Origin of the sequence: Acidithiobacillus sp. AMEEHan (genome assembly GCF_030996345.1) — a bacterium.
Classification (GTDB): Bacteria; Pseudomonadota; Gammaproteobacteria; order Acidithiobacillales; family Acidithiobacillaceae; genus Igneacidithiobacillus.
In genome coordinates this window covers 1,839,878-1,865,635 of the sequence record NZ_CP118747.1, presented here as the reverse complement: position 1 = coordinate 1,865,635, position 25,758 = coordinate 1,839,878, and the positions used below count along the sequence as shown (strand labels likewise).

The following is a 25,758-nucleotide window of genomic DNA, read 5'->3' as shown; positions in this document are numbered from 1 at the left end:
GGATCGTCAGGAGGTGGAACATGGCAGTAGGCAAAATCGGAATGGTGGGTTTAGGACGCATGGGCGGCAATATGGCACGCCGTCTGCAGCGCGATGGTGCCGAGGTGGTCGCCTACAACCGCCATATCGAAAAGGCGCAGGAGTTGGCGAAGGAGACGGGAATGCAGGCCGCCACCACCTTGCAAGAACTGGTCGGACAGCTGCCCGCCCCGCGCGTCGTGTGGCTGATGCTGCCAGCAGGCGCTCCGACCGCCGAGCACATCCGAGAAATCCTGCCGCTCCTCGCCACGGGCGACGTCCTCGTCAACGGCGCTAATGCCTTTTATGGTGACTCCATGGCGCAGGCCAAGGAAGTCGAGGCGCATGGCGTAGAATATGTGGATGCTGGCGTATCCGGCGGTGTTTGGGGCCTGCAGGAGGGCTATGCCCTGATGGTGGGGGGCAAACCGGAAGCAGTGGCCAAAGTCGAGCCCTTTCTGAAAATTCTTGCACCAGGGGCTGACAAAGGCTGGCTGCACTGCGGTCCAGTCGGCAGCGGACATTTCGTCAAGATGGTTCACAACGGCATCGAGTACGGCATGATGCAGGCCCTCGCCGAAGGCTTTGCCATCCTCCAGGGCAAGGCGGAATTCCACCTGGATCTGGCCGCAGTGGCCGAGATGTGGCGCTATGGCAGCGTGGTGCGCTCCTGGTTACTGGATCTCACTGCCGATACCCTGCACAAGGATCAGGTCTTGGCGGATATTGCTCCCATCGTTGCGGATTCCGGAGAAGGGCTATGGACCGCACAGGCGGCATTGGCGCAAAAGGTTCCCGCCCCGGTGATCACCCTCGCCCTGCAAATGCGCTGGGCCAGTCAGGGTAAGGATGACTATGCCGCCAAGCTGCTGGCCATGATGCGCAATCAGTTTGGTGGTCACGCCGTAGTACAGGAGGCAAAATGAGCGAGGATTGCATCTGTCAGTTCGTCATTTTCGGCGCTACCGGCGATCTCGCCTCGCGCAAGCTTCTACCTTCTCTCTATCACCTGCAATGCGCCGGACTGCTTCCCGAGGAGCTGCAGATCCATGCCGTTGGCAGGCGTCCCTGGGACGATTCCGGCTGGTTGGAATTCTTGCGCGAGCAATTGGAATCCTTTGCCGGCGATTTCCACGAGGAACACTACAAAAATTTTGCCGCCCGCTTTCATTACTTGCGCGGGGAACTGCACGAGGCAGACCTCTACCAGTCTCTTGCCAAACAATTGACCAAGGATGGCGCACAACAGCCCGAACGCAGCATCTTTTATCTCGCCATCCGCCCACAGGATTTCTTTATCGTGCTGCAAAACCTTTCGGCGGCAGGCTTTCACCGTGATGGCGACTATCGCATCGTGATCGAAAAACCCTTCGGCAATGACTTGGAAAGCGCTGTACAACTGAACGAACAAATCCATCGCCATTTTCGGGAGGAACAGATCTACCGCATCGATCATTACCTGGGCAAGGAGATCGTACAAAATCTGCTGGTCTTCCGCTTCGCCAACCTTCCCATCGAGGCCGTTTGGAATCGTAACTTTATCGATCACGTGCAGATTACCGTAGCCGAGGAATTGGGCGTAGAAAACCGTGCTGGCTATTACGATCAGGCGGGGGCTCTGCGCGATATGGTACAGAACCACCTGATGCAGATTCTTACTTTGGTGGCCATGGAACCTCCGCCCTCTCTCGCAGCCGATGCCTTGCGCGACGAAAAAGTGAAGGTCCTGCGCTCCATTCGTCCAATTCCCAAGACGGCCATTCATGCCCATGCAATCCGCGCCCAGTACGGACCGGGGGTCATCGACCATCAGCATGTGCCCGGCTATGCCGACGAGCCAGGAGTGGCGCCCAATTCCATTACCGAGACTTTTGTAGCCGCCAAATTCTACATCGATAATTGGCGCTGGCGTGGCGTCCCTTTCTATCTGCGCACCGGCAAGCGCATGCCCGCAAAGAGCTCCAGCGTCGCCATCCGTTTTCGCCATACCCCGCAGCAGCTCTTCCGCGAAACCCCCATCGACCGCATCGAGCCTAACTGGATTCTCCTGTCGCTGGAGCCCGAGAGTCTGAAAATTGAGCTACACGTCAAGGAACCGGGTTTGGAAATGCGCATCCGTCCCACCCAGCTCAATGCCAGTTATCGCCGCGACGGAGAGAAAGAACTGGATGCCTATGAGGCGCTGCTGCTCGACGTGTTGGAAGGAGACAAGGCGCTGTTTATTCGTTTTGACGAGGTCGAATGGGCATGGCGCGCCGTCGATCCGTTCATCAAGCGTTGGTCACGGGAAATGGATTACATCATTACCTATCCCGCGGGAACTTGGGGTCCGGAAGAAGCCACCCGGATCATGGACAAGGAAGATCAATTCTGGCGCAACCAGCTGTGATCTGTCGCCGACCCACGACAGGATTAGCACCTACCCTCTACGGGAAAAACAGCATCGAGGCGTGGAAGTGTAGCCGGTGATCGACAGGCGGATCGCCGGAGAATTTCTTCTTTTATTAAAAATCAAATCGTTACCAAGAAATCGGCGGCCGGAACAGGTATTGCTAGAGGTCTTGGTACCCATCTCCACATGAGGCTATCGCTATGACCGAAAGCGTTCTTAACGAAACAGAAATGTACCGTTTGGCAGGCGCCCTGCGCGCGCTTGCCCATCCTATGCGCTACCGCATGCTTTGTCTGCTCAGCCGCGGGGAGATGAACCTGCAGCACCTCGCGCGCGCAGTACACACCAGCCACAGCAACGCCGCCCAGCACCTTGCCCTGCTTCAGGCGCAGGGTCTGGTAATGATGCGCAAGGCAGCAACTCGGGTGTATTACCGGATCGCGGATCGGCGTACCCTCGATCTACTTGCCAGAAGCCGTCAGGTGCTGGCGTAAACAGAGCGTCAGCGCAGCTTTGGCTCTGCGCGTAGCTCCCAAGAGAGTTCCGCGCAAAGCCCGCTTCTGCCAGTGCGGTTGTAGAGACGTAACTGCAACCCCTGCGCCTCGGCAATCTGCCGTGCGATTGCCAGGCCCAGACCGCTCCCTTCGCTGTGCCCGCGCGCGCTGTCCCCCCGACTAAACGGCTCCAGTAATGCCTCCAGACGATCCTCCGGTATCCCAGGACCGTCATCACAGAACAGCAATACCCCACGTCCGTCCCGCTTACGCAGGGTCACCTCTACCCGGTCGCCGGCATAGCGGCGAACATTGTCCAGCAGATTGTCGAACAAACGGCGCAATGCCTCATAATCCCCTCGGAATGGAAAACGGCGCGGCAAACTTGCCTGCCATACACCGCCGGCCCGAGTAAACGCCTCGCCCGTCACCTGCAGGAGTGCAACCAGATCGAGATCGGCAATGCGCGCGGAACTCCCCCGACCGATGGCGAGGGACTGCGCCAGCAGCTCGGTCATGCGCTGGGTATCCTCTGCCAGCCCCTCGCGCAGCTCCTGCGGCGTGTCTTCCGGCAAAAATTCCAGCGCCATCTGGATACGGGTCAAGGGTGAACGTAGATCATGGGAAATGCCCACCAACAGTAAGGACTGGTGATCGATCATCGCTTGCAGGCGGGTGCGCATGCGCTCGAAGGCATCCAGAAGATCGTAGAATTCTTTGGCACCATTGGCCGGCAGCGGCGGCAGGGGGGCATTCCACTTGCGGCGCAAGGCATCCGCCAGGACTGCCAAGGGTCGCAGTACACGGCGCACCAGAATGGTCGTCAACACCAGCAGAGACAGGGTCGAGATTCCCAGGATCGCCAGCAGACCAAAGGGCAGTGTGGCGGTAAGGCGGCGGCGCGCAAAATGCATCCAGACGGCTTGTCCGCGAGTGGGGACGGCAACCCACAGGGTGCCCTGCGGATTGTGCGCGGAAAATACGGGTACGGTCTTTCCTAGGCGTTCCCGCAACACCTCGGACAAAATTTTTCCGTAGAGGTGGCTGCGGCTGCTGCCAATATCGAAATCGGGCGGTGGGGCGCCGATATAGATGCCGTTGTCGTGCGCGACGCGCTGCAGGAAGCTCGCGCGTTGCTCCGCTGGCAATTGACGATAGGTCTGGGCGGTCATGATCAACAGGCCGGCCAGATCTTCCGCAGAGCGCTGGGCCAGAGGCAACAGGACGGTAAGAATGATGGAGAGCACGGAAAAAATCTGCAACGCGACGATACCCAAGGCTAGGGTACCGGCAGTTTGGCGAAAGAGGCTGTTGCGCTTCATTCAAATCATCCGTCTCAGATCCAAGTCCATATGATCTTCCACACAACCACTGGCACTGCAACGGCGCCGACATAGCGCCCGATGATCCGTCCCCTGTCGTTTACCAGCAGGCTCGTGGGAGTCAACAGCACCCCGCCTACCGCCTCGCTGGCGCCCTGCCCGCTTGCCAGGTAGATCGGGTAATTGATGCCGAATTCCCGCATGCGCGCCCGCACCGCAGCAGTGCTGCTGCCATCCACGGCAATCCCCACGACACTGAACCGGTTACCGCCGAACCATTGCTGCAGTTGCACCAAGGCCGGCGTTTCGGCCAAACAGGGAGGGCAATCGGGCGACCAAAAATTGATGAGCATCATTTGCTGCGGCGGCCTAGGCAGCGCAAGCACCTGCCCGGAGAGGGAGCGGACGCTGATTGGCGGCAGTTGCGTGGGCACGGCCAGCGCGGAGCTGCTGCCGCGCCATTGCGTGACATAATAGACGCCCACGAGCAACGCCATCCAGATTGCCAGCTCTAGCCAGAAACGTCTCTTTCGCAAAAATCGGAACACGACTTCTCCTTGCCAGAAGCCGTGAAAATCGCACGAGTCAGGTCCCCGGGCAAGCCGCGGCACGCAAATTTCCGCGCTACTTACATACAACAATAGCTTTTTATGTTTATTAAAAAATTGTGCATATGCCCCAGGAAATTGGTGGATATCCACCGCAACCACTGCAAAGAAATGCAACTATCAAGGGGTTATCGATCATTCCAGCTGGTACAGCATTTGCTTATATAAATACGTACATTACTGTGTACTTTATATCTACCAAAACCGAGATAGGAGTGAGTCATGGTTTTAGAAAATACTTTGCCCGTGCTCCTCAGCCGTCTGGACTTCGCTTGGATCACTTCCATGCACATCCTTTGGACGCCAATGACCATTGGGATGTCGTGGTTACTTTTCATCCTCGAAGTCGCTTGGCTGCGCACGGGCGACGAGCGATGGTACAAACTCAATCGCTTCTTTGAAAAAATCCTTATCATCAACTTTGGGGCCGGTGTGGCCACCGGCGTGACCATGGAGATGGCCTTCGGCATCCTCTACGGGCCCTTTTCTCAGGCGGTTGGTCCCTTCTTCGGCAACATCCTCGGCTTTGAAACCATCACTGCCTTCATGTATGAAGCCGGCTTCATCGGCCTCATGGTCTTCGGTTGGGGCAAGGTCAGCAAGGGCATGCATCTCTTTGCCACGTTCAACGTCGGTCTGTCGTCCAGCCTTTCGGCCATGTGGATTCTGGTCGCCAACTCCTGGATGCAGACCCCGAATGGGATCGTGTTAAAAGATGGTTTGTTTCAAGTAACCAATTGGTGGCATGCCATCCTCAACGACAACTTCGTCTGGGGCTTCCCGCATATGTGGGTAGCGACGGTGGAGCTGGCGCTGTTCGTCTTTGCCAGCGTGAGTGCTTGGTTCATTCTCAAAAACCGCAATGCGGATCTTTTTACCAAGCTTCTCAAGCCAACGCTTCTGGCACTGCTCATCGTTACGCCCATTCAGATCTACATTGGCGACACCTTGGGTCGCGATGTGGCAATGACGCAACCCACCTCCCTGGCGGCTATGGAAGGGCACTACCATACCTATCTGCCGGACGGTAAGGTGAATACGGGCTGGCATCTAATCGCCTTTCCCAACGCCAAGAATGATGGCAACAGTTTCGCCATTACTATTCCACACGTCCTAAGCCTGCTCGAAACTCACACCCTAAATGGTAAGGTGACGGGCATGGATAGTTTCCCGGCCAAGGATCGTCCCGATGTTTGGGTGCCGTTCTATGCCTTCCGCGTGATGGTGGCGATTGGTTTCTTCCTCTTCTTCGTCGCTCTCTGGGGGAATTGGCTGCGCTTGCGTGGGCAGCTCAATGCTCAGGCATTGCGTAAGCACCCCTGGTTCCTGCGCGCTGTAGTTTTCTCTGGATTCCTTCCCTACCTCGCCATTTGGTGCGGCTGGTGGACTCGAGAGATCGGTCGTCAGCCTTGGGTCGTCTACGACCTTATGCGGACCTATCAGGGCGTTAGCCATATGACCGTTGGCCAGGAAATCTTCTGGTTCGTCGGCTACATCGCCTTCGAACTGATGGTTTGGTCCGGCGCCTGGTACTTCTTCAGTCGTGTCATTGCCAAGGGTGTGGACAACATCCCGCACTCCGATACGCTCTTCCATCACAGCGAAGAGGATTCCAGTGATGAGGGTCATGCCGGGGGTGGCTTTGCCAAACCTACCTTTGCCAGTAAGCCCGCACTGGAGAAGTCTCGGTAAGGCTATCCTGTCGCGATAGCAATAGGGCGGCGGAAACGCTGCCCTTCACAAGATTGGAGAAGTAAAAAATGTTTGATATCGCCAGAATTGCGAGCTCCTTATCTACCTGGTGGTGGCTCGTTTTGTGTTTGATGTTTTTACTCTACGTCGGCCTCGATGGCTTCGATTTGGGGGCTGGAATCTTTGCGCTATTCTCCAAAGACGAAGAAGAGCGCGGCGCCATCATGGCGTCCATGGCTGGTTTCTGGGATGGTAATGAAACTTGGCTGGTGGTGGCTGGTGGCATCCTGTTTGGCGCCTTTCCGCTAGTCTATGGGTCTGCATTCAATTACCTAATGATTCCGCTGATGATCGCGCTCTGGGGTATCATTTCGCGCGCCGTGGCCTTTGAGTTTCACGTGCATGCGATTGGCTCGAAGCGCTTTTGGGGTTGGATGTTTGCCCTAGGCAGTCTCTTTGCACCATTTGGTGCAGGCATTGCCCTCGGTGCAGCACTGCAGGGATTCCCTATGTCGCATCACATTGCCGCAGAGGGGGTGACAGGCGCACATGCTCTTCTTTTCAATGTGGTGCCACACTACTCCGGCGCTGCATTCACCTTTCTGTCTCCGTTTAGCATCTGGACCGGCATTGGTGCGGTGATCGCCGCAAGCCTTGCGGGTGGCCTGTACCTCTGCGCCCGCTTTGTTCCGGGAGATGTGATTCATGAGCGTGCAAAGAAGTGGACCAACGCTTTTTCGATGATCGCGTTAGCGGCGATTGTCGTTACCTTGATCTGGTCCTATGCAATTTTCCCATGGGCGGCTGCGAAGTGGACAGGTGCCAATTGGTGGATCTGGCTGGTCTGGATTGTCGTTATTCTTGGCTTCGCCTACAAGTCGATGGTGGCGCACTCGAATCAACACGACTTCGCCGCCCTGCTCTGGGGTGAAGGTGTCGTCGCGCTGATGTGGTTTGCTATGTGGGCGACCATGTTTCCCTACGTCGTACCCAACACTTGGACCGTGCAAGCCGCAGCAAATCCCGCCGATTCTCTGGCGGTCTTTACCCTGTTCATGACTGGATTCGTGCCGATCATGATCATGTACAACTGGTATCAGATCTGGGTATTCCGCGGTCGTTACACCAAAAAGGCCATGTACTCGGCCCACTGATCTGTCCGGGCCCCGGCGTCCGGGGCCCATTTACTCTGGAGCAAACAGATGAATATCAAACAACATCCGGCCGCCATCAGGCCGGCTGCAACGCCGCCCACGGATTTACAGCAGGCACTCGAAGCATTAGAAGAAAAACAGGATCTGGTGCAGGAGAAGCTGCGAGAACTTCTCGGTAGCATCGATCATGCCCATCCCGACGAAATCATGGACCAGGTTCTCATTCTCGACCGCGAGCTGCGCAAGTACCGACGCTTTTTTCATATTCTCAAAAGTCACTTCATCGATCAGCGGACTTCTGCAAACTGAAGAGCGAGTGTCTGCCTGCCAACCTGTGAAACTCCAGCAGAGGGGTCGGCTGGGAATCCTTGGAAGAGGCCGACGCAAAGGTTTCTCACTCTTTTAGCGGAAGTTCCTGAGCGTCCTCGCTCGCCCGCTGAAAAGCCTTGGCCGGCGCCGATTCCAGTTCCAGCAGTTGTGCATCGACATCGGCAAGCAAATCTTCTACGCCCGTTGCATTCAATAATCCCTCCTGGCGCGCATCGAGAATTTTCTGCTTGCGTTGCAGTAACAGGCGTCGATACAGACGAACGTAGTCGCGCTGACGAATCCACTCATTATCGACCTCTTCCTGAGCCAGTGTCGCCTGTATCTGCGCGCGCTCTTGAGAAAATTGCTGTCGTAACAGCTGCAGCACCTTCGGGTCGCGCACAGCCTGCTGTTCCAGCGTTTTCAGCTCGTTGAGGTCGTGCTCGGCGAGAGCCAAACGCAAGCGGTTTCTCTCGAAGTTTTCATTGTCGTTCTTGCCCGCGAGAACGCCAAAGAGGCGTCCCAAAGGCGAGATACTCAGTCCCTGCACCAGAATCGTCAGCAAAACCACGCCAAAAACCAGATTGACGAGTAGATCACGGGAGGGGAAATCCATCGGCAAGCTAAGCGCCAGGACCATGGACAGCGCCCCACGAATTCCGCCCCAGAGCAGGATGAAATTCCAGTTGAAAGGAATCCGCGCGCGGGTGGGTCGGAGAATGGCGCCCGTACCATAAACGACCACAGCACGCGCCACCGTGACTGCCAAATACGCAGCGAGAACCAGCGCCCAGATCTTCAGCAGATCCCCCAGATGGATGGTCAGGCCTACCAACAAAAAGATCAACGAATTGAGGACAAAACCGAGATATTCCCAAAAGGTATCTACCGCCATGCGCACCGAGGCGCTCATGCCTCGCTGGGCGGCATAATTACCACAGAGCAGACCCGCCACCACGGTAGCGATGACACCAGAAAAATCCAGTTGGCTAGCCAGCAAGAAGCTACCATAGGCCGCCAGGATGGTGATGGTGATCTCTACCATTCCATCGTTTACCCGCTTGATGACTTCTGAACTCAGCCAGCCGATCACTAGGCCCAGCGCGGCCCCACCACCGACCATGGACACAAATTCCAGTCCCAACGCAGGCAGACTGACGCTTTTACCTAGTGCGATCCCCAGAAAGAGCGTAAAGAAGACGATGGCCGTACCGTCATTGAGCAGACTTTCACTTTCGATCAAAAAGGTCAGCCGCGCAGGCGCCCCCAACTGCCGGAAAATGGAAACCACCGAAATCGGATCGGTAGCCGCGACCGCAGCGCCGAAGACCAGCGCCACGCCCAGACTCAGACTGACGCCGGCCAAATGGGGAAGGTAGGGATACACCCCCAAAAATACATAGGCAGTAACGATCATCGACAGAAAAACGCCAGGGACGGCCAAGCCGAAAATCGCCAGGCGATCCCGCCAGAGCGTACTTGCAGACAGGTGGTAGGCTGACTCAAAGATCAGTCCCGGCAGAAAAATGCTGAACACTAGATCATGCGTCAGCACCGGGGTCTGAAACAGATGCAGGCTTCCCAACAGCAGGCCACCCAATACCAGAGCAACGGTATAGGGTAGACGCAACCGATTGGCGATCACCGCCAGCAAAGAGGCGGCCACAAAGAGCAGAAGCAGTGCACTCTCGGGTATCACGGAAGCCCCTGTGGCAGAGAGAAGCAAGTGAGACTAGGCCGCCCCCTCCAGGGCCTTGCGCAGGTATGAGTCCATATCGGTGAGGTTATTCAATGCCCAACGCCGATAATCATCTGGCAAATCGCAAATTTTGACGCCCTTGTGTTTGCCAAAGGGCATGGTCTCGGGAATGCGGGCGCGCTCACTGAACTCCCACAACGCCTCCCAACTGGCTGGCCGCACCGTCAGTACGATCCGGTTGAGGATGACCCGACAAAACTTTACGTCGGCCAGAGCAGAATGGGCATTTTTCAGATTTTCCCGGGTCTTGTTCCGGTCCTTGCTGAAGTGATATAGCAACGCCGACTGCGAAAAGCTGTCGATTTCCGGCCACAGCCGGCGGCTCATGGCATAGGTGCAGATACGTTTCACCTCGGGCCTGCCCGCCACCTCCCAGTCAAAATCGATACTGTGCCCCACTAGGTACTCGATATCTGCAGGCAACTGGAAAGTACTTGCCGGCGGGCAATCGGCCAGATCCTCATCGAGGATGTGATGCACCGCAATGGCACCCAGCTCGATTTTCTTATCCGGACGGTAGCGTTGCACAAATTGCTCTTCCACCTCCAGGGTACGCAGATCACTCACCCGCAACCACGCTGCCTCGATCAGTTGCGGCGCGTTGCGCCCCGTGGTTTCCGTATCAAAAATCAACGCTGCCATGCCCTCACCCCTCGCAGAAATCATCGAGCAGGGTATCGACTACCCGCCCCCCTCGCAAGAGGAGTTTATCGGGACATGACGGAAAAACCCTCAGTGGCCCACTTCCGCGCGAGGACGTCGAGTCCGTCCAATACCACTCCCAGTTCCCGGCCGCGTTCTGTCAGACCATAGCGGACCTCGGGTGGAACGGTGGGACGATAGTCGCGGTAGATGATCCCCGCTTCCTCCAGCAAGCGCAGACGCTCGGTCAGCATACGCGCAGAAATCCTGCCTACGGCACGTTGCAAGGCGCCAAAACGCAGCGGCCCCTGATTGCGCAGGGTCCAGAGAATGTAGGTAGTCCATGGCCCCATGAGGAGGCGCAACAGGCTGTCCATAGGGCAGGAACTTTCCTGGATGGTCTTTCTCATAGTTACTAATCAGTACCTACTTTACAAAAACACCTGGCACCATATTATGCAAAGACGGTACTACGCGCAAAACTGCGCAAGGAGACGACACCATGAGCACTTCCCAGTCTTCTGTCCAAAGCCGAGGCGTCGAGAATATCATCGCGGGCCGCGTCACCAGCGACGGCGCCGGGGTCAAACTCACCCGTCTCTTCGAGCGTTCGTTGCAAAAGCGGCTCGACCCGTTCCTCATGCTCGATGCCTTTGGCAGCGATCAGCCAGACGACTATATCGCGGGGTTTCCCGACCACCCACACCGCGGCTTCGAGACCATCACTTATATGCTGGCTGGCCGTATGCTGCACCGCGACAGCGCTGGACACGAGGGCCTGCTTGAAAGTGGCGGGGTGCAGTGGATGACGGCAGGCAAAGGAGTGATTCACTCCGAAATTCCGCAGCAAGCCGAGGGACGGATGGCCGGCTTTCAGCTCTGGCTGAATCTGCCTGCCGCAGACAAACTCTGCCCACCTTGGTATCAGGATTTTCAGGACGCAGATCTGCCGCGCGGCGCAGATGCCCAAGGCAACCGCTGGACCGTCATTGCCGGCAGTAGTCATGGCGTACAAGGTGCAGTGCAACGGGCGCAGACGCAACCCCTGATCATCGACCTGGCACTATCCCAGGGCACCACTTTCTGGCAGGAACTGCCCGCTGCTCACCATGCCTTTGTCGTGCCCTATGAGGGAGAAATTCAGATCGGCGCGCAGAAAGTCCCGGTGCAGCACTTGGCCATTCTGGACGATGTTGGAACTGGCGTTGCGCTGTCCGCGTCGACCGCCAGTCGGGCCTTGCTGGTCGCGGGGCGACCCTTGGGGGAACCCATTGCCCAATATGGGCCTTTCGTGATGAATACCGAGGAACAGATAGAGCAAGCGGTTGCAGACTACCGTGCCGGACGACTGGCATAACGGAAAGAGGAGATCGGAGATGAGCAAAATTTTGGTGCTGTATCATAGCCTGTGGGGGCACGTAGAACAGTTGGCCGAAGCAGAAGCGGAAGGTGCGCGCTCGGTGCCGGGCGTGGAGGTAATCATCAAGCGCGTGCCGGAGACTTTGGATGCGGAAAAGCAGACGGCCATGCACGTCAAGGCACAAACGGCAGCGGAGGCGCATCCGCATGAGTTGGGGGACTACGATGCCATCCTCTTTGGCACGCCCACCCGTTTTGGCAACATGAGTGGCCAAATGCGGAATTTCCTCGACCGCACCGGCGGTCTCTGGCAGCAAGGCGCCCTGGTGGGCAAGGTTGGTAGCGTGTTTGTCAGTACCGCCTCTCAGCATGGCGGCCAGGAAAGCACCATCCTCAGTTTTCACCCTTTCCTCTTTCATCAGGGGATGATCGTCGTCGGGGTGCCCTATACTTGCCCCGAGCTGAGCAACATGGAGGAAATCAGCGGCGGCACTCCCTACGGGGCCAGCACTCTGGCCAAAAGCGATGGCAGTCGCCGACCTTCGGCAAACGAGCTAGCCATTGCCCGATTCCAGGGACGCCACGTAGCGGAGATTACCCAGAAACTTTTTCCCTCCTGAGATGCGCGCTTAGACGCCGGAGCCGGTGCAGCCCAGCGCTCGGCCGGCCTGCCTCCGGCAAGCTCCCAGAGCCGGCCTGCACAAGATCGAGCTTCTCCTGGCATAGCGTTTGCCGCGCTGCAACGAAGCGAGTTGCCGCACACAATACGGCAGTGCGTCGCGTTGCCGACGTGATGCCTTCCTCGAGGCAAGCTTCCGAGGAGCCATATCTACAAACAAGGGCGCGTTTCCCTTATACTCAAACGCTATGCCAAAGTCCTTCCCATGATCCACCTACGCACCTACGTCTACATCGACTCCCTGCAACCTCAGCTCGCCGCCTATATGGCCTCGGTATCCCAGGGCTTTTTGCCGGTACCTGGGGACGCGGCGTTGTGGATCGAGGTTTCGCCGGGCATGGCGGTGCATCGCCTGACCGACATTGCCCTCAAGGCCACCCGGGTGCACCTCTCGCAGCAGGTGGTGGAGCGTGAGTTTGGGACCATGGTGGTGCATCACCGGGATCAGAGCGACGTTCGCGAGGCAGGTCGGGTGGTATTGCAGCGCATGGGCGCGCAGCAGAGCGATCGCAAAGTCTGTCGGGTGACTTGGAATGAAATCATCCGCGGCATGATGCCGGACCACACCGTACTCATCAATCGCCAAAACCGTCGCGGTTCCATGATCCTGCCCGAGCAGAGCATGTTCATCCTCGAGACCGAGCCGGCGGGTTACGTCATTTATGCCGCCAATCAGGCAGAGAAAGCGGCGAACATCACCCTCATCGACGTACGCGCCGTGGGTGCCTATGGGCGCCTTACCATTGCCGGCCGCGAGGCCGATGTCGACGAGGCGGCAGCAGCGGCAGTCCATGCCGTCGAAAATCCCTCCTGGAGTTGACGGTGGATCGGCAAGCATTGGAACAGAGCCTCTGCCACTACCGTACCCGCTACCCGGAAGAAGCGGCCTATGCCCGTCGCGGCTGCGCCTTGTTGCGCAGTTCCCCCGACTGTTTTTTACGCAGCGGCCCAGGCCTGCACGTGACCGCCTCCTGCTGGGTGCTCAATCCCGCCGGCACCCACACTCTACTGATGTTGCATCGCAAACTCGAACGCTGGTTTCAGCCCGGCGGCCATTGTGACGGTGACGAAGACGTGCAGCGGGTTGCCCGCAAAGAATGTAGCGAGGAAACCGGCTTGGCTGCCGAGTACATTCATTTTCTCTCGCCGGACGTTTTCGACATCGACATCCACCGCATCCCGGCGCGGCGGCAAGAACCGGAGCACCAACATCTCGATATCCGCTTTCTGATGGAAATCGACGACCGACTGCCGCTACAGGGAAATAGCGAATCCCATGAGCTGCGTTGGGTACCCCTGCACGAGGTACACAGCTACAACCGTGAACTCTCCATTCATCGGCTGCTGGTAAAAAGTCAGGAGTGGCTGCGCCAGCACCGCGCCTAAGGGCAGTGCCGGCAAATTTTCCGCGCCTTACTCAGAAGAAGGTATTGACCGCCGCGTCGAGGGCATCGCGCATGTCGGGGTCGTCGGTGATGGGTCGCACCAGGGCCACACTGCAGGCAGCCAGAGGCGCAATCCCTTTTTCGATCAGCGAGCCCGCATAGATCAACATACGGGTAGACAGGCCCTCATCGAGGCCATGCCCCTTGAGGTTGCGGGAACGCTCGGCAATCGACACCAACTTGCCAGCCATCTCCGTCGACACTCCGGACTCGTGGGCAACGATCTCGATTTCCAGGTCCCGATCGGGATAGGAAAAATCCAAAGCACCAAAGCGCTGCTTGGTGGATTGCTTGAGATCCTTCATCGACGACTGGTAGCCTGGGTTATAAGAAATCACCAGCAGAAAATCGGGGTGGGCGTGCAGCAGTTCGCCCTTCTTGTCGAGGGGCAAGGTACGCCGGTGGTCGGTAAGGGGGTGGATGACGACGGTGGTATCCTGCCGCGCCTCCACCACTTCATCCAGGTAGCAGATGGCGCCCATGCGCGCCGCCGTGGTGAGAGGTCCGTCCTGCCACTTGGTGCCATCTTTATCCAGAAGAAAACGCCCAACCAGATCCGAGGCGGTCATGTCTTCGTTGCAGGCAACGCTGATCAGCGGCCGCTGCAGACGCCAGGCCATGTACTCGATGAAGCGCGATTTACCGCAGCCCGTCGGGCCTTTCACCATCATTGGCAGGCGCGCCGCATAGGCGGCCTCGAAGAGGGAGATCTCGTCGTGGACCTCCTTGTAGTAGGGCTCCTCGGTAATTTGATACTGGTTTTGATCCATACTCACGAACATCTCCTTCTTAATTCTTGAACTTCACCAGGCGGCTCACCTGAATGTCGGATACGAACATCACCCCCTGATGCTTTTCAAAGAAGGGCGTAAAACCCTCCAGAATGGGTGCGAGCAAGTCTTCGGGCACGGCGACGATGATCATGATCAAAACATCATCTTCGTTGAACATCAAATGGCTCTCGTAGATACCATGGCTGCCTTTCCCGGAAAGATTGCCGACGATGCTGTAGCCCTTGACCCCCGCTCGGTCGAGCAGATCGGTGGCAAAATCGCGGTGTGCGCCTTCGAGAATGATCTCGATCTTTTTCAATGGATGAAGATTGAGGGTGTTCATGCACTGGCCTCCAGTAAGCTTTGCCGATATTGTCTACCCGATTCCGGGTGCACCTGAAATTCGCCTTCTTCCAGAACCAAACAGCGGTAATCATCCTCGGGATCGATGACGATGACCCGCAGCCAGCCGCCCATGATCAGCGCCTTCACCTTGGGTAGACGCCCCACCGCAGCGAGCACGAACGGCGCTGGAGCCTCTACCAGGGCGATCAAACGCACAGGTTCATGATAGGGTTTACCTTCTTGATACATCGACTGTATGGGCAAGCCTGTGCGTAGATCGCCCTGGTTTCCGGTCATCACCCCGAAACGGCCAGCGACGTTGTGATAGGCCTTGCTGCCACTGCCATAGTGATGCACGTCCGTCGTCGAAAAGTAATGCTCCAGATTGATCCACTCGCCCACCACCACTGGCGCGGAGAGGATGTTTTCCAGAAAGCGGCCTTTGGGATCGAGGCGATAGTCATAGGACTGCAGGAAGGACCGTCCCTCCAGGTCAACCCCTTCCGTCAGATGCCTCCCGCCAATGATGCCATATAAATTGCGCGACAGGCCCCACTCCGGCCGCACCTGCGACCAGTCATGGGCATGACGGCGCGCCAGCGCCGCTGCAGCGTAGGGCTCTTTTGCCAAGGCCAGGCTTCCCCCCAAGGTAGGCATGCGCTCCGCCGCGGTCAGACGTGTTGCTGCAGCCAGGCCATTGCGTAGCCGCTCCAGATAGAGGAGATGGCGAGCCGGCAACAGATCGAGATCGTGCAGAAAGATCTCATCGGTAGTGGTGTTGTGCACTGCCGGAAGAAACCAAGTGTCCTCTGGGATTTCTATGCCTTTATCGCGCAGGCGCCGGCGAACTTCGGGATTGTTGGCCATCCCACAGATCACCCGGGCGTTGGGCAAACCCCGGCCGCCACCACAGGCACCACAATCCAGGGCGGATTCGTAAGGATTGTTCTGGGTCTGGCTCTCATGACCGACCATGAGCACAAAGCGCGAGAAGTTTCGGTTCAGCCCCGTGGACAGCAGCGCGTTCGACACGTAACGGACCTGCTCGTCGAGGCTGAAACCCAGACGCGCGATGCGCTCCATTTGCAAACTGGTTTCCTGACGATCAACACGATAAATCTTGCGCAATTTGTCGATAAATTCGGCTTCGGCCTCTTGCGACAATCCCAGGCGCTGCGCCAGCAGACTGTGCCCTGTCTGGTTGCCCATAGCGATCTCGCGCAAGTCGCGGACGTCGTCATCGGTGATCTGGTCGCGACTCATCTGCAGTTCTCGCTGAAGGGCCTGCACGATCATGGCACGCTGTACCGCTCGAATTATGGAATCCGCCTGCTCCTCATTCAGCTTATCGATCAGCAGCCGGGTGATAGGCTTTTCTGCATGTAAACGGCCGTGCACCTCGTGATAAGCAACCGGCGCGACGGTCTTGCCGATAAGCCCCAAGCTGAAGAGGAGACCAACGGCCTCAACGGCCACAAAAGGCGACAGCACCGACGACTTGATATCATGCAGGACGTGTTCGAGAGCGCCATACAAAGGCTCTTCTTCGAGTTCGAGATCTGCCGGGATTTCGACGATGAGGTTTCTGGGGGTCTGGACTGCGGGGCAGAGGTGCACCTCGCTGCCCTTGCCATATTCCAGAAAGCCAATGGGCACGCCAAAAAACCCGGCTATGCCGAAGGTCTGGTAGTCACCGAGTGCCTCCAGATGCCGGCGCATCGGCTCCGAGCGCACATCGATGCAGAAAAATGCCTGGGCAAAGGGGCGTTTTTTCGGCTGCTCTTCCGGTAGGCGAACCTTGCGCACCAAATCCGTGATGTAGTGCGACTCCATGGCGCGCAACCAGGCGAAGCCCTCTGCCTGCTCCCAACGGCGCAGCACATTCACAAATTCTGCCACCTGTTCCGGCGACAGGGACTGTAATGCAGATAGTGCATTGCTTCCTACCTGCCTCGCCAAGGCGTGCACGGCGCGAGCTTTGCGCTCGGCCTCATGCGTCCGCTTGGCCTGGATGTACTCTTTGGCCAAGGCAGCGTAGCCGCGCCGAGAAGGACGCGCGAGGGCATCATCTACACGCTGCGCCCAGGCCGGCAAGATCGTCCCGGCATGGAGCTCGCTGCGCAGATAGGCGCCGTACGGATCGTCGTGCACAAATTGCTGCAGAGCTTCTGCATCTCCCGGACAACCGTGATGACGGACGGCCTCTTGCACCAAAGACAGACCCAGCACCATGCGCACTGCCAGGTAATCTGCCAGATCTGCGGGGTATTGCTGCGCCCAGTAGTAATGCTTCGCCGTGCTGCGGAAGCGAATGAAACCCGCCCAGCCGTGCAAGCGGGTAAGCTGGCGGGTGATGTACTTTTGCCAGTGCGCTTCCGGTATCTTCAACAAATGCAAAATGTGCGCGATGGTACCCTCGGGGCTCTCACTGGATGCCAAGAGCTCGCGTAGATGCAGTCCAAGTAGGGTGAAGCGCAGATTATGCTGAGCAACATCTTTCCAAGAGGCAAAAAAGCCTTTCTCTCGGCTCGGTGCCTGCCACGCGGATTGTCCCTCGTCGAAAAAATCCAGGCAGCTCTTTACGAGCAGCTCATCCAGGGTATCGCCAATTTTCGTCCCGAAAAGAAGGTCGATGTTGTCATATAAGGGGCCATCGCTGGCAATCTTGCGTCCTAACAAAGCCCGCAAACGCTCCAGAAGTGCTGTTTCGTCGAGCTCGGGGGCCTGCCGTCCCTGCAAGGCAGCAGCCAAGACCTCGCCATCCAGCCAGTCACTGGCCTGGACCAGACGTTCGGAGCGGCATTCCGTCATCATCGTCCACAGCCAAGTCTCGAGATCGACGCCGGGAAGATCGACGGACTGCTGCTGCAAAAAACTCTGCAGATAGCGTCGCAAGGCAGCATCGTCGATCTTGCCCTCGGCTCGATATCTCTGATAGTGCGAGCGGGCCAGGTATCCGCGGCCGTGGAACAGGCGGCTGCCCTCTGCCACCGCCTCCGGAAACGGCAGGTGTTCCAGTCCAAAGAGCGGATTGTGATGGATGAAGGTACGCATGGGCCAGAAACGCGGGATAGGCTCCCCCGCAACGTAGATCATCGAACGAACCTTGAGGCGGTCACCCAGGGTCAGATTCCTATCCATAGGCCACTCCAGAGTAATCCAAACAAAGCGAACAGGAACAGTACTCCGACACCCACACCGGTCACCGTACCCCCAATATCCACCAATGGCTCACCCTGATAAATGCCAAAGAGCAGATCCTGTAAAAACTTGCCGATCGACCAGCCCCAGATCATCAACAGCAGCAACAATGGCCACAGCCAGGACAAACTGAGCAAGTGGAACACCTGCAACAGCGCGAAAAACCCTGGAAATACCGGGGTCGCCACCAGAGCCAAGGCGGTGACAGTGATCAGTCCGCTCAGACGCGGCAGTTCGCTAGCGAGCCCGCCGCGCAACCCCAGATAGGCACCACCCATCCGCTGAGTCAGCAGACCGGCCCAGATCATCAGCAGCGCCGCCGGCAAAGTCCAAGCCAATACGAACAGTTGCGTCAAATGCACAGGGCTGCCACTAGCTACCAGGAACCAGGTCAGCGTCAGTCCGGAACTTGCGGTAAGACGCGACCAGATGCTGATTTCCCGCGCACTCACGGCACGAAAGGCATAAAATACCGCAGTGAAGAGCACCATCATCATCCAGATCCGTTGCCCTAGTACTGGCAAAGGCAAGAAGGGCCCGGTGTGGTAGAGCAACAAGATCCCCAGTTGTGGCAAAACCAGAATTGCCAACGCCCTACCCCAAGGTCCCGGTGCTGTCGCCACCAGACGATTGAAAATCCAGCTAAAGGGAAAGACCGGGAGCAGAACCGCTACCAAGAGGAGAATGATCCATTCCATAGTTTCAGCTCCACCGGAACCAGACATTGAGACGACGGGAAGCGGCAAGCAACAGCTGTGTCATGCGCACATAAAAGTCATTCAGATAGAGCTCCCGGCTCAGCAGCGCATACATTGCCACGTAGGTACCATGCCATTTTTCGCTGAGATGTTGTCCCCAATCGCGGGCATCGGCAAAAAAGGTCAGTGCCCAACCGCCCACAAAGAGCAGAGCCAGGAAGATAACCAGGACATCGTAGGAAAGCACCCCAATACTCGCCGAAGCGAAGAGCCGCGCGCTGGCTCCGTGCTCCGGATAGAGGAAGCTCCCGAAGTAGTGGCTGATCAGGGTGTAACCGATCACCACCAGAACAAAGGAGCCGAGGATACCGCCCATCACCTGCCAGGGGTTGCTATGGGTCATTTTGTGGGCGGCAAAGAGGGCCTGGGCACCGGTAACCCAGGCAAAGAAGAGCAGGACAATCACCCCCTGCTCGAAGAACAGGTGCGAGGCCACGAAGAAATGCGAGAGACTGAGCACCAGCACTGGCACGAGAATAGTCAGGGCGGCCGCAGTCCACCATGGCAGACGCGAGGGCTTGGCCGGACGTCGTTCGACCACGGAGACATAGACGGGGTCTGGCGGTACACCATCCTCGCGGCGGGCATCGCCAATGGCATTACCTGCTCCCAAAAACAGCGAGGCCTTGAAGAAGCCATGGGCAATGAGGTGAAACACCGCCAAGGGAAAGGCGCCCAAACCGCACTCCATGACCATGAAGCCCATCTGCCCCATGGTCGAATAGCCGAGAGAGCGCTTGACGTCGTTCTGGATGAGCATCAGCGCCGAACCCAGCACCGCGGTAATCAAACCTACCGCGAAAGCAATGTGCAGGGCGAGACTGGTGTATTCAAAAATAGGCGCGAAGCGATTGAAAAGGAAGCCGCCGGCATTCACGATGCCGGCGTGCATCAGCGCCGATACCGGAGTGGGCCCGTCCATGGTATAGGGCAACCAACCGTGCAGCAGAAACTGCGCCGAGCGCGCAAAGGCCGCTAGGGCAATCAGTAGTCCCACCCAAGCAGGCACCGACATACCCCACAATTGCACGGCATCCGGTGCTGCCGCCACCTGGGCAAAGATCACTGGCAAAGAGAGACTGTGATAGGTCTTGAATAGGATGAATGCCGCCAACCACAGGGGAAGATCGCCAAAGCGATAGGTAATCTGCGTCCAAAAGGCATAGCGACCCGCTGCGGGACGATCGGTGTCATGACCGAGCAGAAAGTACAGGAAGACCCCCACCAGAAACCAGGCCACCAAGAGGGTAATCAGATCACCAGCCGCAACCATGAAGAAAATGGTTGCCGTCATCAGATCGAGCAGGGCAAAGAAACGCGGATAATTCGGCTCCTCGATCATGTAGCGCACGGAATACATGTGCACCAGCAGGCTGATACCGGAAACAAAGGACCACATGATCAAGGCCAGGGGATCCAACCAGACGCTGCCCCACAGCTGCCCGATCATCTCCACCCGAGAAACGCCAGAATGCACATACTCGCCGAGAAGAATCAGCGACAGGAGAAAAGTCAGCAGAGTCGCGGAGACACTGAGCCGCGCGGCAGATTTCTTGTTCTGCCGCAAAAACAGAAAAATGATGAGCGCCGATACGACGGGCACGAAAGGAATGACTATCGCTAGGGTGTCCATCAAAAACTCCTCATTGCCAAGGCACAGGGGTATCCATCAGCTCGCACGGAAACCAGATATCCTGCCAATATTGCCAGCATGTTTCTCATTAGGATTTGGTCATGGAAACATAGAGCTGCGGCAATTTCAGGGGCAGACTGTCGACATGATCCAGCACCAGGTAATTGCTTTGCCCAAAAATTCGGCTCACATATTCGTCGGCATAGGGGTCGAGGGAGAGGCAGAAGGTGCGGATTCCCTTCCGCGCCAGCTCCTCCACCGCACGCTTGGTATCAAAGCGCAGATATTGCGGATCGCGAACGTCATTGTCCGCGGGCTCGCCATCGGTTAGCAGGATCAGCAATTTTTTCTGACTCGGATGTTGCTCCATGAGATGACCGGCATGACGCAGGGCCGCTCCCATGCGAGTGGAGAGCTTTCCCGTCATTCCCGCGAGACGCCCCTTCACCTTGTCGTCGTAAGGCATGTCGAAGGACTTGAAGGTATAGAACTCGACATCGTGACGACCATTGGAATCAAAGCCGCAGAGCATGAAGGGATCGCCAATGCGATCCAGGGCGCCGGCGAGCAGGACCGCTGCTTCGCGGGCCAACTGCAAGACTGTGACATCGCCCTCACTGCGGGAGCGCAGCTTGTCGTTGGTGGACTCGGAGAGGTCGATGAGCAGGGTCACGGAGAGATCGCGAATGTGCAGACGGGTGCGAATACCGATGCGCGGGTCGGGCTGCTGTCCCATACGGATATCGGTCATGGCCAAGATCGCCGCGTTGATATCGATGTCGTCGCCGTCTTCCACCTTACGGGTGCGCACCACTCCTTGGGGCTGGATTGCCTCGATCATCTTGCCGATTTTCTGCACTAGGGGTTTGTGCTGTTCGAGAAGGGCGTCGATTTCCTTGGAATCCCCCATTTTGGGCCGTTTTTCGTAGACCGTGGTCCACAATGGACGCTCTAGTTGCGTCTGGTAATCCCATTCGGAATAGCTCACCGGCTGCGCAACGGGCTCCTTCCCCTCCTTCGCATTCAGAGAATTACCCTCGTCGTCGAAGAATTCCGTGGCCAGGACCCAAATTTCCTGGGCATCATCACCGGCAAACTCGACATCCACCGCATTGATCATTTCCATGAGGTTCACATACTTGCGCACCTGCGGCTGACCGCCGCTCAGGATGTCGACCGCGTCACCTTTGGCAGCGGCCGTCCAGAGAAGACGGTTATCGTCACGGTAGGGACTGCTGGGCTGGTCCTTCTGCGCCGAGAATTCCAGCCCAAGCTCCTTGCTGCGCTCGGCCAGCTCCTCCGCCAAAGTCATGACGGCGCCGTAGGGATCCTCCGTGGCCGCCAGAATCTCTGCGAATCCCGCGCGCGCACGTTCTACTAGGGGATGCGCGTCTTGGTAGTCGGGATCCAGCAAGGCGTAAGCTGCTCGTTCCGCCAGGGCCCCCAAACGCGCATCGGCCGCGGCCTCTAGTACCGCCGCAGTGCGGCAGAGCCGGGTCCATAGGGGCAAAAGGCCGGGGAATTTCTGCCCCGCAAGGGTTTCCACTCGGGCGTCTTCCAAGACGCCAATCCACAAGCGTTTGAGCGGCGTGGCAAGCTCGAAACGGGTATCGAAATGTGACTCTGCGACATGCGCCGCGGCATGCGCCACCGCCGCCCGATACACCTCGAGGGCGGGAATCTTGTCCTCGCCGAGGACGACGTCGTCATAGGCGTCGGGCACGAAGATGAAATAGCCCTCGATGTATGGCCGATAGCCGGTGCGACTCTCGAAGTCACCAGAGGTGGGCCGCAAGAAAAAATCCCGCCCCCAAAGGGCGCGCAGGTACATGTTGAGGCGACGCTGCACGTCGACGAAGAGGATGCCGCGATGCTCCTGTTGCAGCACCGCCAGAGCTTGCGGGGTCTCGAGACCAAAAAATTCCGCCTGGGCGGTAAAATCGTTGCGGTAGGCGGAAATTCCCCAGTTTGCCCAGCGCCGCAGGCCACCCAGAGTCATCTGCTCCAGCAGGACCTCGATCTTGCCAAGCATGGGACGCACGCCCCGGGGCGCTTGCGCAAGCAACTGATCGAGGAGCAGCAGGTAACCGCGAAAGAGTTCGATCTCGCCAAGTCGCTGCGCGACAATGGGAGCCGTGGAAAAGAACAGCACCAAGACTTCGGCACTGGTCTTGGAAAACATGCGAATGGCGGTGGAAAGCATCTCGAAGACTGCCTGCTCACCAATTTCGCGAGCGACGTGAGGCGCTGCCTCGATGAAGCTGAAGACGAGATCAATGCCGCGCCCCAGGGATTTGAGACTGCGCGCGCCTTCCAGATAGGCCTCGAGACCACGCTTACTGAAGACCCGCGCGGCCTCGTGCCAATTGGCCTCGAGAACGGCGCTAGCGTCGTTTCCGAGTTCCTCGAGAATATCGGGGTAATCTGTCAGTAAGATCGCCATGCAGAATCCGCCCAAACAGTAGGGCAAGACTGCCCGCGCCACTCGTCGTGGCTAGGAGTCCCACCGGAATTTTAGCCGTTCAGTCTGGCCAGATGCGCTGAGGATTCAGCTCTCGTCCACCACCAGCATTGAGATCCACCACCGCCTCATTGCTCGGCTTGCTGGAGGTCTTCTTGGCCGTGGCGCTACTCGTAGGAGTTCCTGCGTCGCTCTTTGTCGCTGCCGGGGCCTTGCTGGCTGCCGTACTACGCGAACGCGGACTCTGCATACTGGCGTTGAGTTTGTTTTCCAATGGACTCGTCATCTGCGTATCTCCTCGATCAGTCTCTCGATTTCCGCTACTGCGGGTGCACCACGCTTTCCCATTTGGTAAACACTTTTCCCTTCTATCGCCGCACTGCGGTAGATGGCACGCCGGGCGATATGTCCGGGGAGCACCGGCAAACCCAGGTTGGCGATGGCATTCTCTGCCGCCCGTGACAGGGCACTGCGCCCCTCGCTTTGATTCAAGACCAAAGCGGCATGACGGCCACGCCGCCCAGCGTGCAACTCCTGCAGTGCTTCGACGCTGCGCTTACTGGCCCAGAGATCCAGGGGCGAGGGCAAGACCGGCAATAACACGAAGTCTGCCAAGGCAAGGGCCTGCTGCGTCTCCTTGGCCTCTAAGGCGGGAGGGCAGTCGATCACCCAAAAGCGGTGTTTGCTCTCCCCCTGTGCCAAGAGCTCCGGCCCAGCGATGGCGATTTCTCCGCCCTCTTCTGCGCTCCAGTCCGCCCAATGCTGCAGACTACCCTGGGGATCGGCATCCACCAACAAGGTCGGAGCGTGACGCGCTAGGCCGAAGGCTAGGTTCCATGCCAAGGTGGTTTTGCCGCAGCCGCCCTTGGCATTGAACAAGGCAATGCGATGCGGCTTGGCCATCTCAGCTTCCCGCCGAATATGCCTGCTGCACCCCATGGGCATAGCGGGCCATCTGTGGATCGATCTCGTCGTCGGGGAACTGCATACTGACCACCACGTAGGTGCGTGCAAAATTCAGATTCGGATAGTAGGCGAACTCTTCCGAGAGTGCCGCCAACTGGTCGAGAAAGGCACGCGTTGCGGCGTAATCGGCAAAGCTGAAGCGCCGGTTCCAAGAGCGGGGCTTGCGCTGCTCTTCCCATCCTTCGGGACAGTGCAAAACCGAATCCGTCGCCAAAGCACTACCCTCCCAGGCCCACAAGGAGCTCGTCGAGGTGCGTCAGGTGGCCGCGTTCATCTTCCAGGAGCATAGCAAACAATGCTGCGGAAGATTCGTCGCGCAGCCGCTCACAGGCAAGCTGGGCCTCTGCGTACAACTCCACCGCCGACCACTCGATCTCCCGATCCTGTTCCAGCATCTCGCGTAGGTCGCGGCCCGGGCGCGAAGGACGCAGGGTACCCGCGCTCGGAGCGATACCGTAACGCAAGAGCTGGTCGCTGAGCAGACCGGCATGGGTCAGTTCCTCGCGGGATTCCTGGGCGAAGCTCTCTGCCCAGTCTTTCCAGCCCCAGAGAGCACAGAGCCGTGACTGCACCAGATACTGCTGCACAGCCAAGAACTCGTGGCTTAGGGCACGACCGAGAAAGCCGACGATACGCGGATGCGGACGCAAGACCAGGCCCTCCGGCTCAGCTCTGCACCGCGCTCACGTCGCCGTCGCGACCGCTGCCATCGGCAGACGGGCTGCTGGGTAGGATCTTTTCCACTTCCCCATGCACGCGCGCGATGATGTGCGCGGCCACCAGACCATCGCCCACCCGCTCGCAGGCATCGGCGCCGGCACGGACAGCGGCATTGACGGCTCCAGTCTCACCGCGAACCAATACCGTGACGTACCCACCACCCACAAACTGGCGGCCGACCAAGCGCACTTCTGCCGCCTTGGTCATGGCATCCGCCGCTTCAATGGCGGGCACCAAACCGCGGGTCTCAATCATTCCGAGGGCAATACCCGAAACTGCTGCCATAGCATAACTCCTTCGCAAACTGCGCAAGGGCAACGCGGCAAAAAACTCTATTTCTTACCGCGTCCCGATCACCCAACAGCCTTAGGCGGTAGGCGCCTTCGGCAGGATGTGTTCGACTTCGGAGTGGACACGGGCAATGATGTGCGCGGCCACCAAGCCATCGCCGACGCGCTCACAGGCATCAGCGCCAGCGCGCACCGCGGCATTGACCGCTCCCGTCTCGCCACGAACCAGCACGGTAACATAACCACCACCCACAAACTGGCGGCCGATCAAGCGAACCTCAGCAGCCTTGGTCATCGCATCGGCGGCTTCAATCGCCGGCACCAGACCCCGCGTCTCAATCATTCCCAGTGCAATACCCGTTACGTCTGCCATCTCTATCTCCTCAACAAAAAATCTTTGGGAACCTGACCAGCCTGGCCAAACGACTTACGCCGTCGGGGCCTTGGGCAGGATATGCTCAACTTCCGAATGCACGCGCGCAATGATGTGCGCGGCCACCAGACCATCACCCACTCGTTCACATGCGTCGGCGCCAGCGCGTACCGCGGCATTGACCGCCCCGGTCTCGCCACGGACCAGCACGGTCACGTAACCACCACCCACAAACTGACGGCCAATCAGGCGAACCTCGGCGGCCTTGGTCATGGCGTCCGCCGCCTCAATGGCGGGAACCAATCCCCGCGTCTCGATCATTCCCAGCGCAATACCCGTTACATCTGCCATTGTCACTCCTCCTT

At 58.1% G+C, this 25,758-nt stretch carries 28 protein-coding genes; 10 read left to right on the top strand and 18 right to left on the bottom strand.

From position 1 onward, the window contains the following. Positions 1–20: 20 nt before the first annotated feature. The 3 genes from gnd to ORD17_RS09695 all read left to right on the top strand — a co-directional run bounded on the left by gnd (position 21) and on the right by ORD17_RS09695 (position 2,904). Complete coding sequence (gnd, locus tag ORD17_RS09705; RefSeq protein ID WP_308388276.1) at positions 21–944, top strand: phosphogluconate dehydrogenase (NAD(+)-dependent, decarboxylating); 924 nt, start codon at positions 21–23, stop codon at positions 942–944. After that, positions 941–2,407: a glucose-6-phosphate dehydrogenase gene (gene zwf / locus ORD17_RS09700; protein ID WP_308388274.1), complete on the top strand. Its 1,467-nt coding sequence runs from the start codon at positions 941–943 to the stop codon at positions 2,405–2,407. Before gnd ends, zwf begins: the two co-directional genes overlap by 4 nt. 203 nt (positions 2,408–2,610) lie before the next feature. After that, positions 2,611–2,904 (top strand): metalloregulator ArsR/SmtB family transcription factor, encoded by a 294-nt coding sequence (locus tag ORD17_RS09695; protein WP_308388272.1) that lies wholly within the window; start codon positions 2,611–2,613, stop codon positions 2,902–2,904. Positions 2,905–2,912: 8 nt separating this feature from the next. Here the strand turns inward: ORD17_RS09695 and ORD17_RS09690 are convergent, their stop codons facing one another. Both ORD17_RS09690 and ORD17_RS09685 read right to left on the bottom strand, forming a co-directional pair. Continuing rightward, positions 2,913–4,226, bottom strand: coding sequence for an ATP-binding protein (locus ORD17_RS09690; RefSeq protein ID WP_308388271.1), 1,314 nt, complete (start codon positions 4,224–4,226; stop codon positions 2,913–2,915). Positions 4,227–4,240: 14 nt separating this feature from the next. Beyond that, positions 4,241–4,774, bottom strand: a complete 534-nt coding sequence (locus tag ORD17_RS09685; protein ID WP_308388270.1) for a TlpA disulfide reductase family protein — start codon at positions 4,772–4,774, stop codon at positions 4,241–4,243. A 282-nt stretch (positions 4,775–5,056) separates the two neighbouring features. Here ORD17_RS09685 and ORD17_RS09680 point away from each other — a divergent pair, with 282 nt between their 5' ends. The 3 genes from ORD17_RS09680 (at position 5,057) to ORD17_RS09670 (ending at position 7,989) form a co-directional block, all read left to right on the top strand. Continuing rightward, positions 5,057–6,526, top strand: a complete 1,470-nt coding sequence (locus ORD17_RS09680; protein WP_308388269.1) for a cytochrome ubiquinol oxidase subunit I — start codon at positions 5,057–5,059, stop codon at positions 6,524–6,526. A 68-nt stretch (positions 6,527–6,594) separates the two neighbouring features. Beyond that, complete coding sequence (gene cydB, locus ORD17_RS09675) at positions 6,595–7,680, top strand: cytochrome d ubiquinol oxidase subunit II (RefSeq protein ID WP_308388268.1); 1,086 nt, start codon at positions 6,595–6,597, stop codon at positions 7,678–7,680. A 48-nt stretch (positions 7,681–7,728) separates the two neighbouring features. Then, positions 7,729–7,989: a hypothetical protein gene (locus tag ORD17_RS09670; RefSeq protein ID WP_308388266.1), complete on the top strand. Its 261-nt coding sequence runs from the start codon at positions 7,729–7,731 to the stop codon at positions 7,987–7,989. A gap of 85 nt (positions 7,990–8,074) precedes the next feature. On the opposite strand, the gene ORD17_RS09665 is transcribed toward ORD17_RS09670, so the two are convergent. The 3 genes from ORD17_RS09665 to ORD17_RS09655 all read right to left on the bottom strand — a co-directional run bounded on the left by ORD17_RS09665 (position 8,075) and on the right by ORD17_RS09655 (position 10,767). Further along, on the bottom strand, positions 8,075–9,688 hold the full coding sequence (locus tag ORD17_RS09665) for a sodium:proton antiporter (protein ID WP_308388265.1): 1,614 nt from the start codon (positions 9,686–9,688) through the stop codon (positions 8,075–8,077). Positions 9,689–9,721: 33 nt separating this feature from the next. Continuing rightward, entirely contained in the window at positions 9,722–10,390 is a 669-nt protein-coding gene (locus ORD17_RS09660) for a putative quorum-sensing-regulated virulence factor (protein WP_308388263.1), read from the bottom strand. Between the two features lie 65 nt (positions 10,391–10,455). Next, positions 10,456–10,767 (bottom strand): helix-turn-helix domain-containing protein, encoded by a 312-nt coding sequence (locus tag ORD17_RS09655; RefSeq protein WP_308388261.1) that lies wholly within the window; start codon positions 10,765–10,767, stop codon positions 10,456–10,458. Between the two features lie 125 nt (positions 10,768–10,892). On the opposite strand from ORD17_RS09655, the gene ORD17_RS09650 reads away from it, so the two are divergent. From ORD17_RS09650 to ORD17_RS09635, 4 genes are all read left to right on the top strand, one after another. After that, positions 10,893–11,747 carry a pirin family protein gene (locus tag ORD17_RS09650; protein WP_308388259.1) on the top strand — a complete coding sequence of 285 codons (855 nt, stop codon included), beginning with the start codon at positions 10,893–10,895 and terminating at the stop codon, positions 11,745–11,747. Between the two features lie 19 nt (positions 11,748–11,766). Next, positions 11,767–12,369, top strand: a complete 603-nt coding sequence (gene wrbA, locus ORD17_RS09645; protein ID WP_308388257.1) for an NAD(P)H:quinone oxidoreductase — start codon at positions 11,767–11,769, stop codon at positions 12,367–12,369. Between the two features lie 264 nt (positions 12,370–12,633). Next, positions 12,634–13,248, top strand: coding sequence for a BMC domain-containing protein (locus ORD17_RS09640; protein ID WP_308388255.1), 615 nt, complete (start codon positions 12,634–12,636; stop codon positions 13,246–13,248). A 2-nt stretch (positions 13,249–13,250) separates the two neighbouring features. Then, the gene (locus tag ORD17_RS09635) at positions 13,251–13,814 is read left to right on the top strand and encodes an NUDIX hydrolase (RefSeq protein WP_308388253.1); all 564 of its coding nucleotides are present in this window, start codon (positions 13,251–13,253) and stop codon (positions 13,812–13,814) included. A 31-nt stretch (positions 13,815–13,845) separates the two neighbouring features. Here ORD17_RS09635 and ORD17_RS09630 read toward each other — a convergent pair whose 3' ends face one another. The 13 genes from ORD17_RS09630 to ORD17_RS09570 all read right to left on the bottom strand — a co-directional run bounded on the left by ORD17_RS09630 (position 13,846) and on the right by ORD17_RS09570 (position 25,744). After that, the gene (locus tag ORD17_RS09630; protein WP_308390087.1) at positions 13,846–14,643 is read right to left on the bottom strand and encodes a CbbQ/NirQ/NorQ/GpvN family protein; all 798 of its coding nucleotides are present in this window, start codon (positions 14,641–14,643) and stop codon (positions 13,846–13,848) included. Between the two features lie 19 nt (positions 14,644–14,662). Further along, positions 14,663–14,989 carry a P-II family nitrogen regulator gene (locus tag ORD17_RS09625; protein WP_215871708.1) on the bottom strand — a complete coding sequence of 109 codons (327 nt, stop codon included), beginning with the start codon at positions 14,987–14,989 and terminating at the stop codon, positions 14,663–14,665. Beyond that, complete coding sequence (locus ORD17_RS09620; RefSeq protein ID WP_308388250.1) at positions 14,986–18,132, bottom strand: DUF2309 domain-containing protein; 3,147 nt, start codon at positions 18,130–18,132, stop codon at positions 14,986–14,988. Before ORD17_RS09620 ends, ORD17_RS09625 begins: the two co-directional genes overlap by 4 nt. Continuing rightward, on the bottom strand, positions 18,117–18,890 hold the full coding sequence (locus ORD17_RS09615) for a hypothetical protein (RefSeq protein ID WP_308388248.1): 774 nt from the start codon (positions 18,888–18,890) through the stop codon (positions 18,117–18,119). Before ORD17_RS09615 ends, ORD17_RS09620 begins: the two co-directional genes overlap by 16 nt. Positions 18,891–18,894: 4 nt before the next feature. Next, complete coding sequence (locus tag ORD17_RS09610; protein WP_308388246.1) at positions 18,895–20,583, bottom strand: proton-conducting transporter membrane subunit; 1,689 nt, start codon at positions 20,581–20,583, stop codon at positions 18,895–18,897. Positions 20,584–20,671: 88 nt separating this feature from the next. Continuing rightward, entirely contained in the window at positions 20,672–23,026 is a 2,355-nt protein-coding gene (locus ORD17_RS09605) for a VWA domain-containing protein (protein WP_308388244.1), read from the bottom strand. A gap of 79 nt (positions 23,027–23,105) precedes the next feature. Next, positions 23,106–23,330, bottom strand: a complete 225-nt coding sequence (locus tag ORD17_RS09600; RefSeq protein WP_308388243.1) for a hypothetical protein — start codon at positions 23,328–23,330, stop codon at positions 23,106–23,108. Then, positions 23,327–23,947, bottom strand: coding sequence for an AAA family ATPase (locus ORD17_RS09595; RefSeq protein ID WP_308388242.1), 621 nt, complete (start codon positions 23,945–23,947; stop codon positions 23,327–23,329). Before ORD17_RS09595 ends, ORD17_RS09600 begins: the two co-directional genes overlap by 4 nt. Position 23,948: 1 nt before the next feature. Continuing rightward, the gene (locus tag ORD17_RS09590) at positions 23,949–24,224 is read right to left on the bottom strand and encodes a hypothetical protein (protein WP_308388240.1); all 276 of its coding nucleotides are present in this window, start codon (positions 24,222–24,224) and stop codon (positions 23,949–23,951) included. Positions 24,225–24,228: 4 nt separating this feature from the next. After that, positions 24,229–24,660: a ferritin-like domain-containing protein gene (locus ORD17_RS09585; protein WP_308388238.1), complete on the bottom strand. Its 432-nt coding sequence runs from the start codon at positions 24,658–24,660 to the stop codon at positions 24,229–24,231. Positions 24,661–24,676: 16 nt separating this feature from the next. Further along, complete coding sequence (locus tag ORD17_RS09580) at positions 24,677–25,015, bottom strand: BMC domain-containing protein (RefSeq protein ID WP_308388237.1); 339 nt, start codon at positions 25,013–25,015, stop codon at positions 24,677–24,679. Positions 25,016–25,096: 81 nt separating this feature from the next. Beyond that, entirely contained in the window at positions 25,097–25,393 is a 297-nt protein-coding gene (locus ORD17_RS09575; protein WP_308388236.1) for a BMC domain-containing protein, read from the bottom strand. 54 nt (positions 25,394–25,447) lie between these two features. Beyond that, positions 25,448–25,744, bottom strand: a complete 297-nt coding sequence (locus tag ORD17_RS09570; RefSeq protein WP_308388236.1) for a BMC domain-containing protein — start codon at positions 25,742–25,744, stop codon at positions 25,448–25,450. Positions 25,745–25,758: the final 14 nt, after the last annotated feature.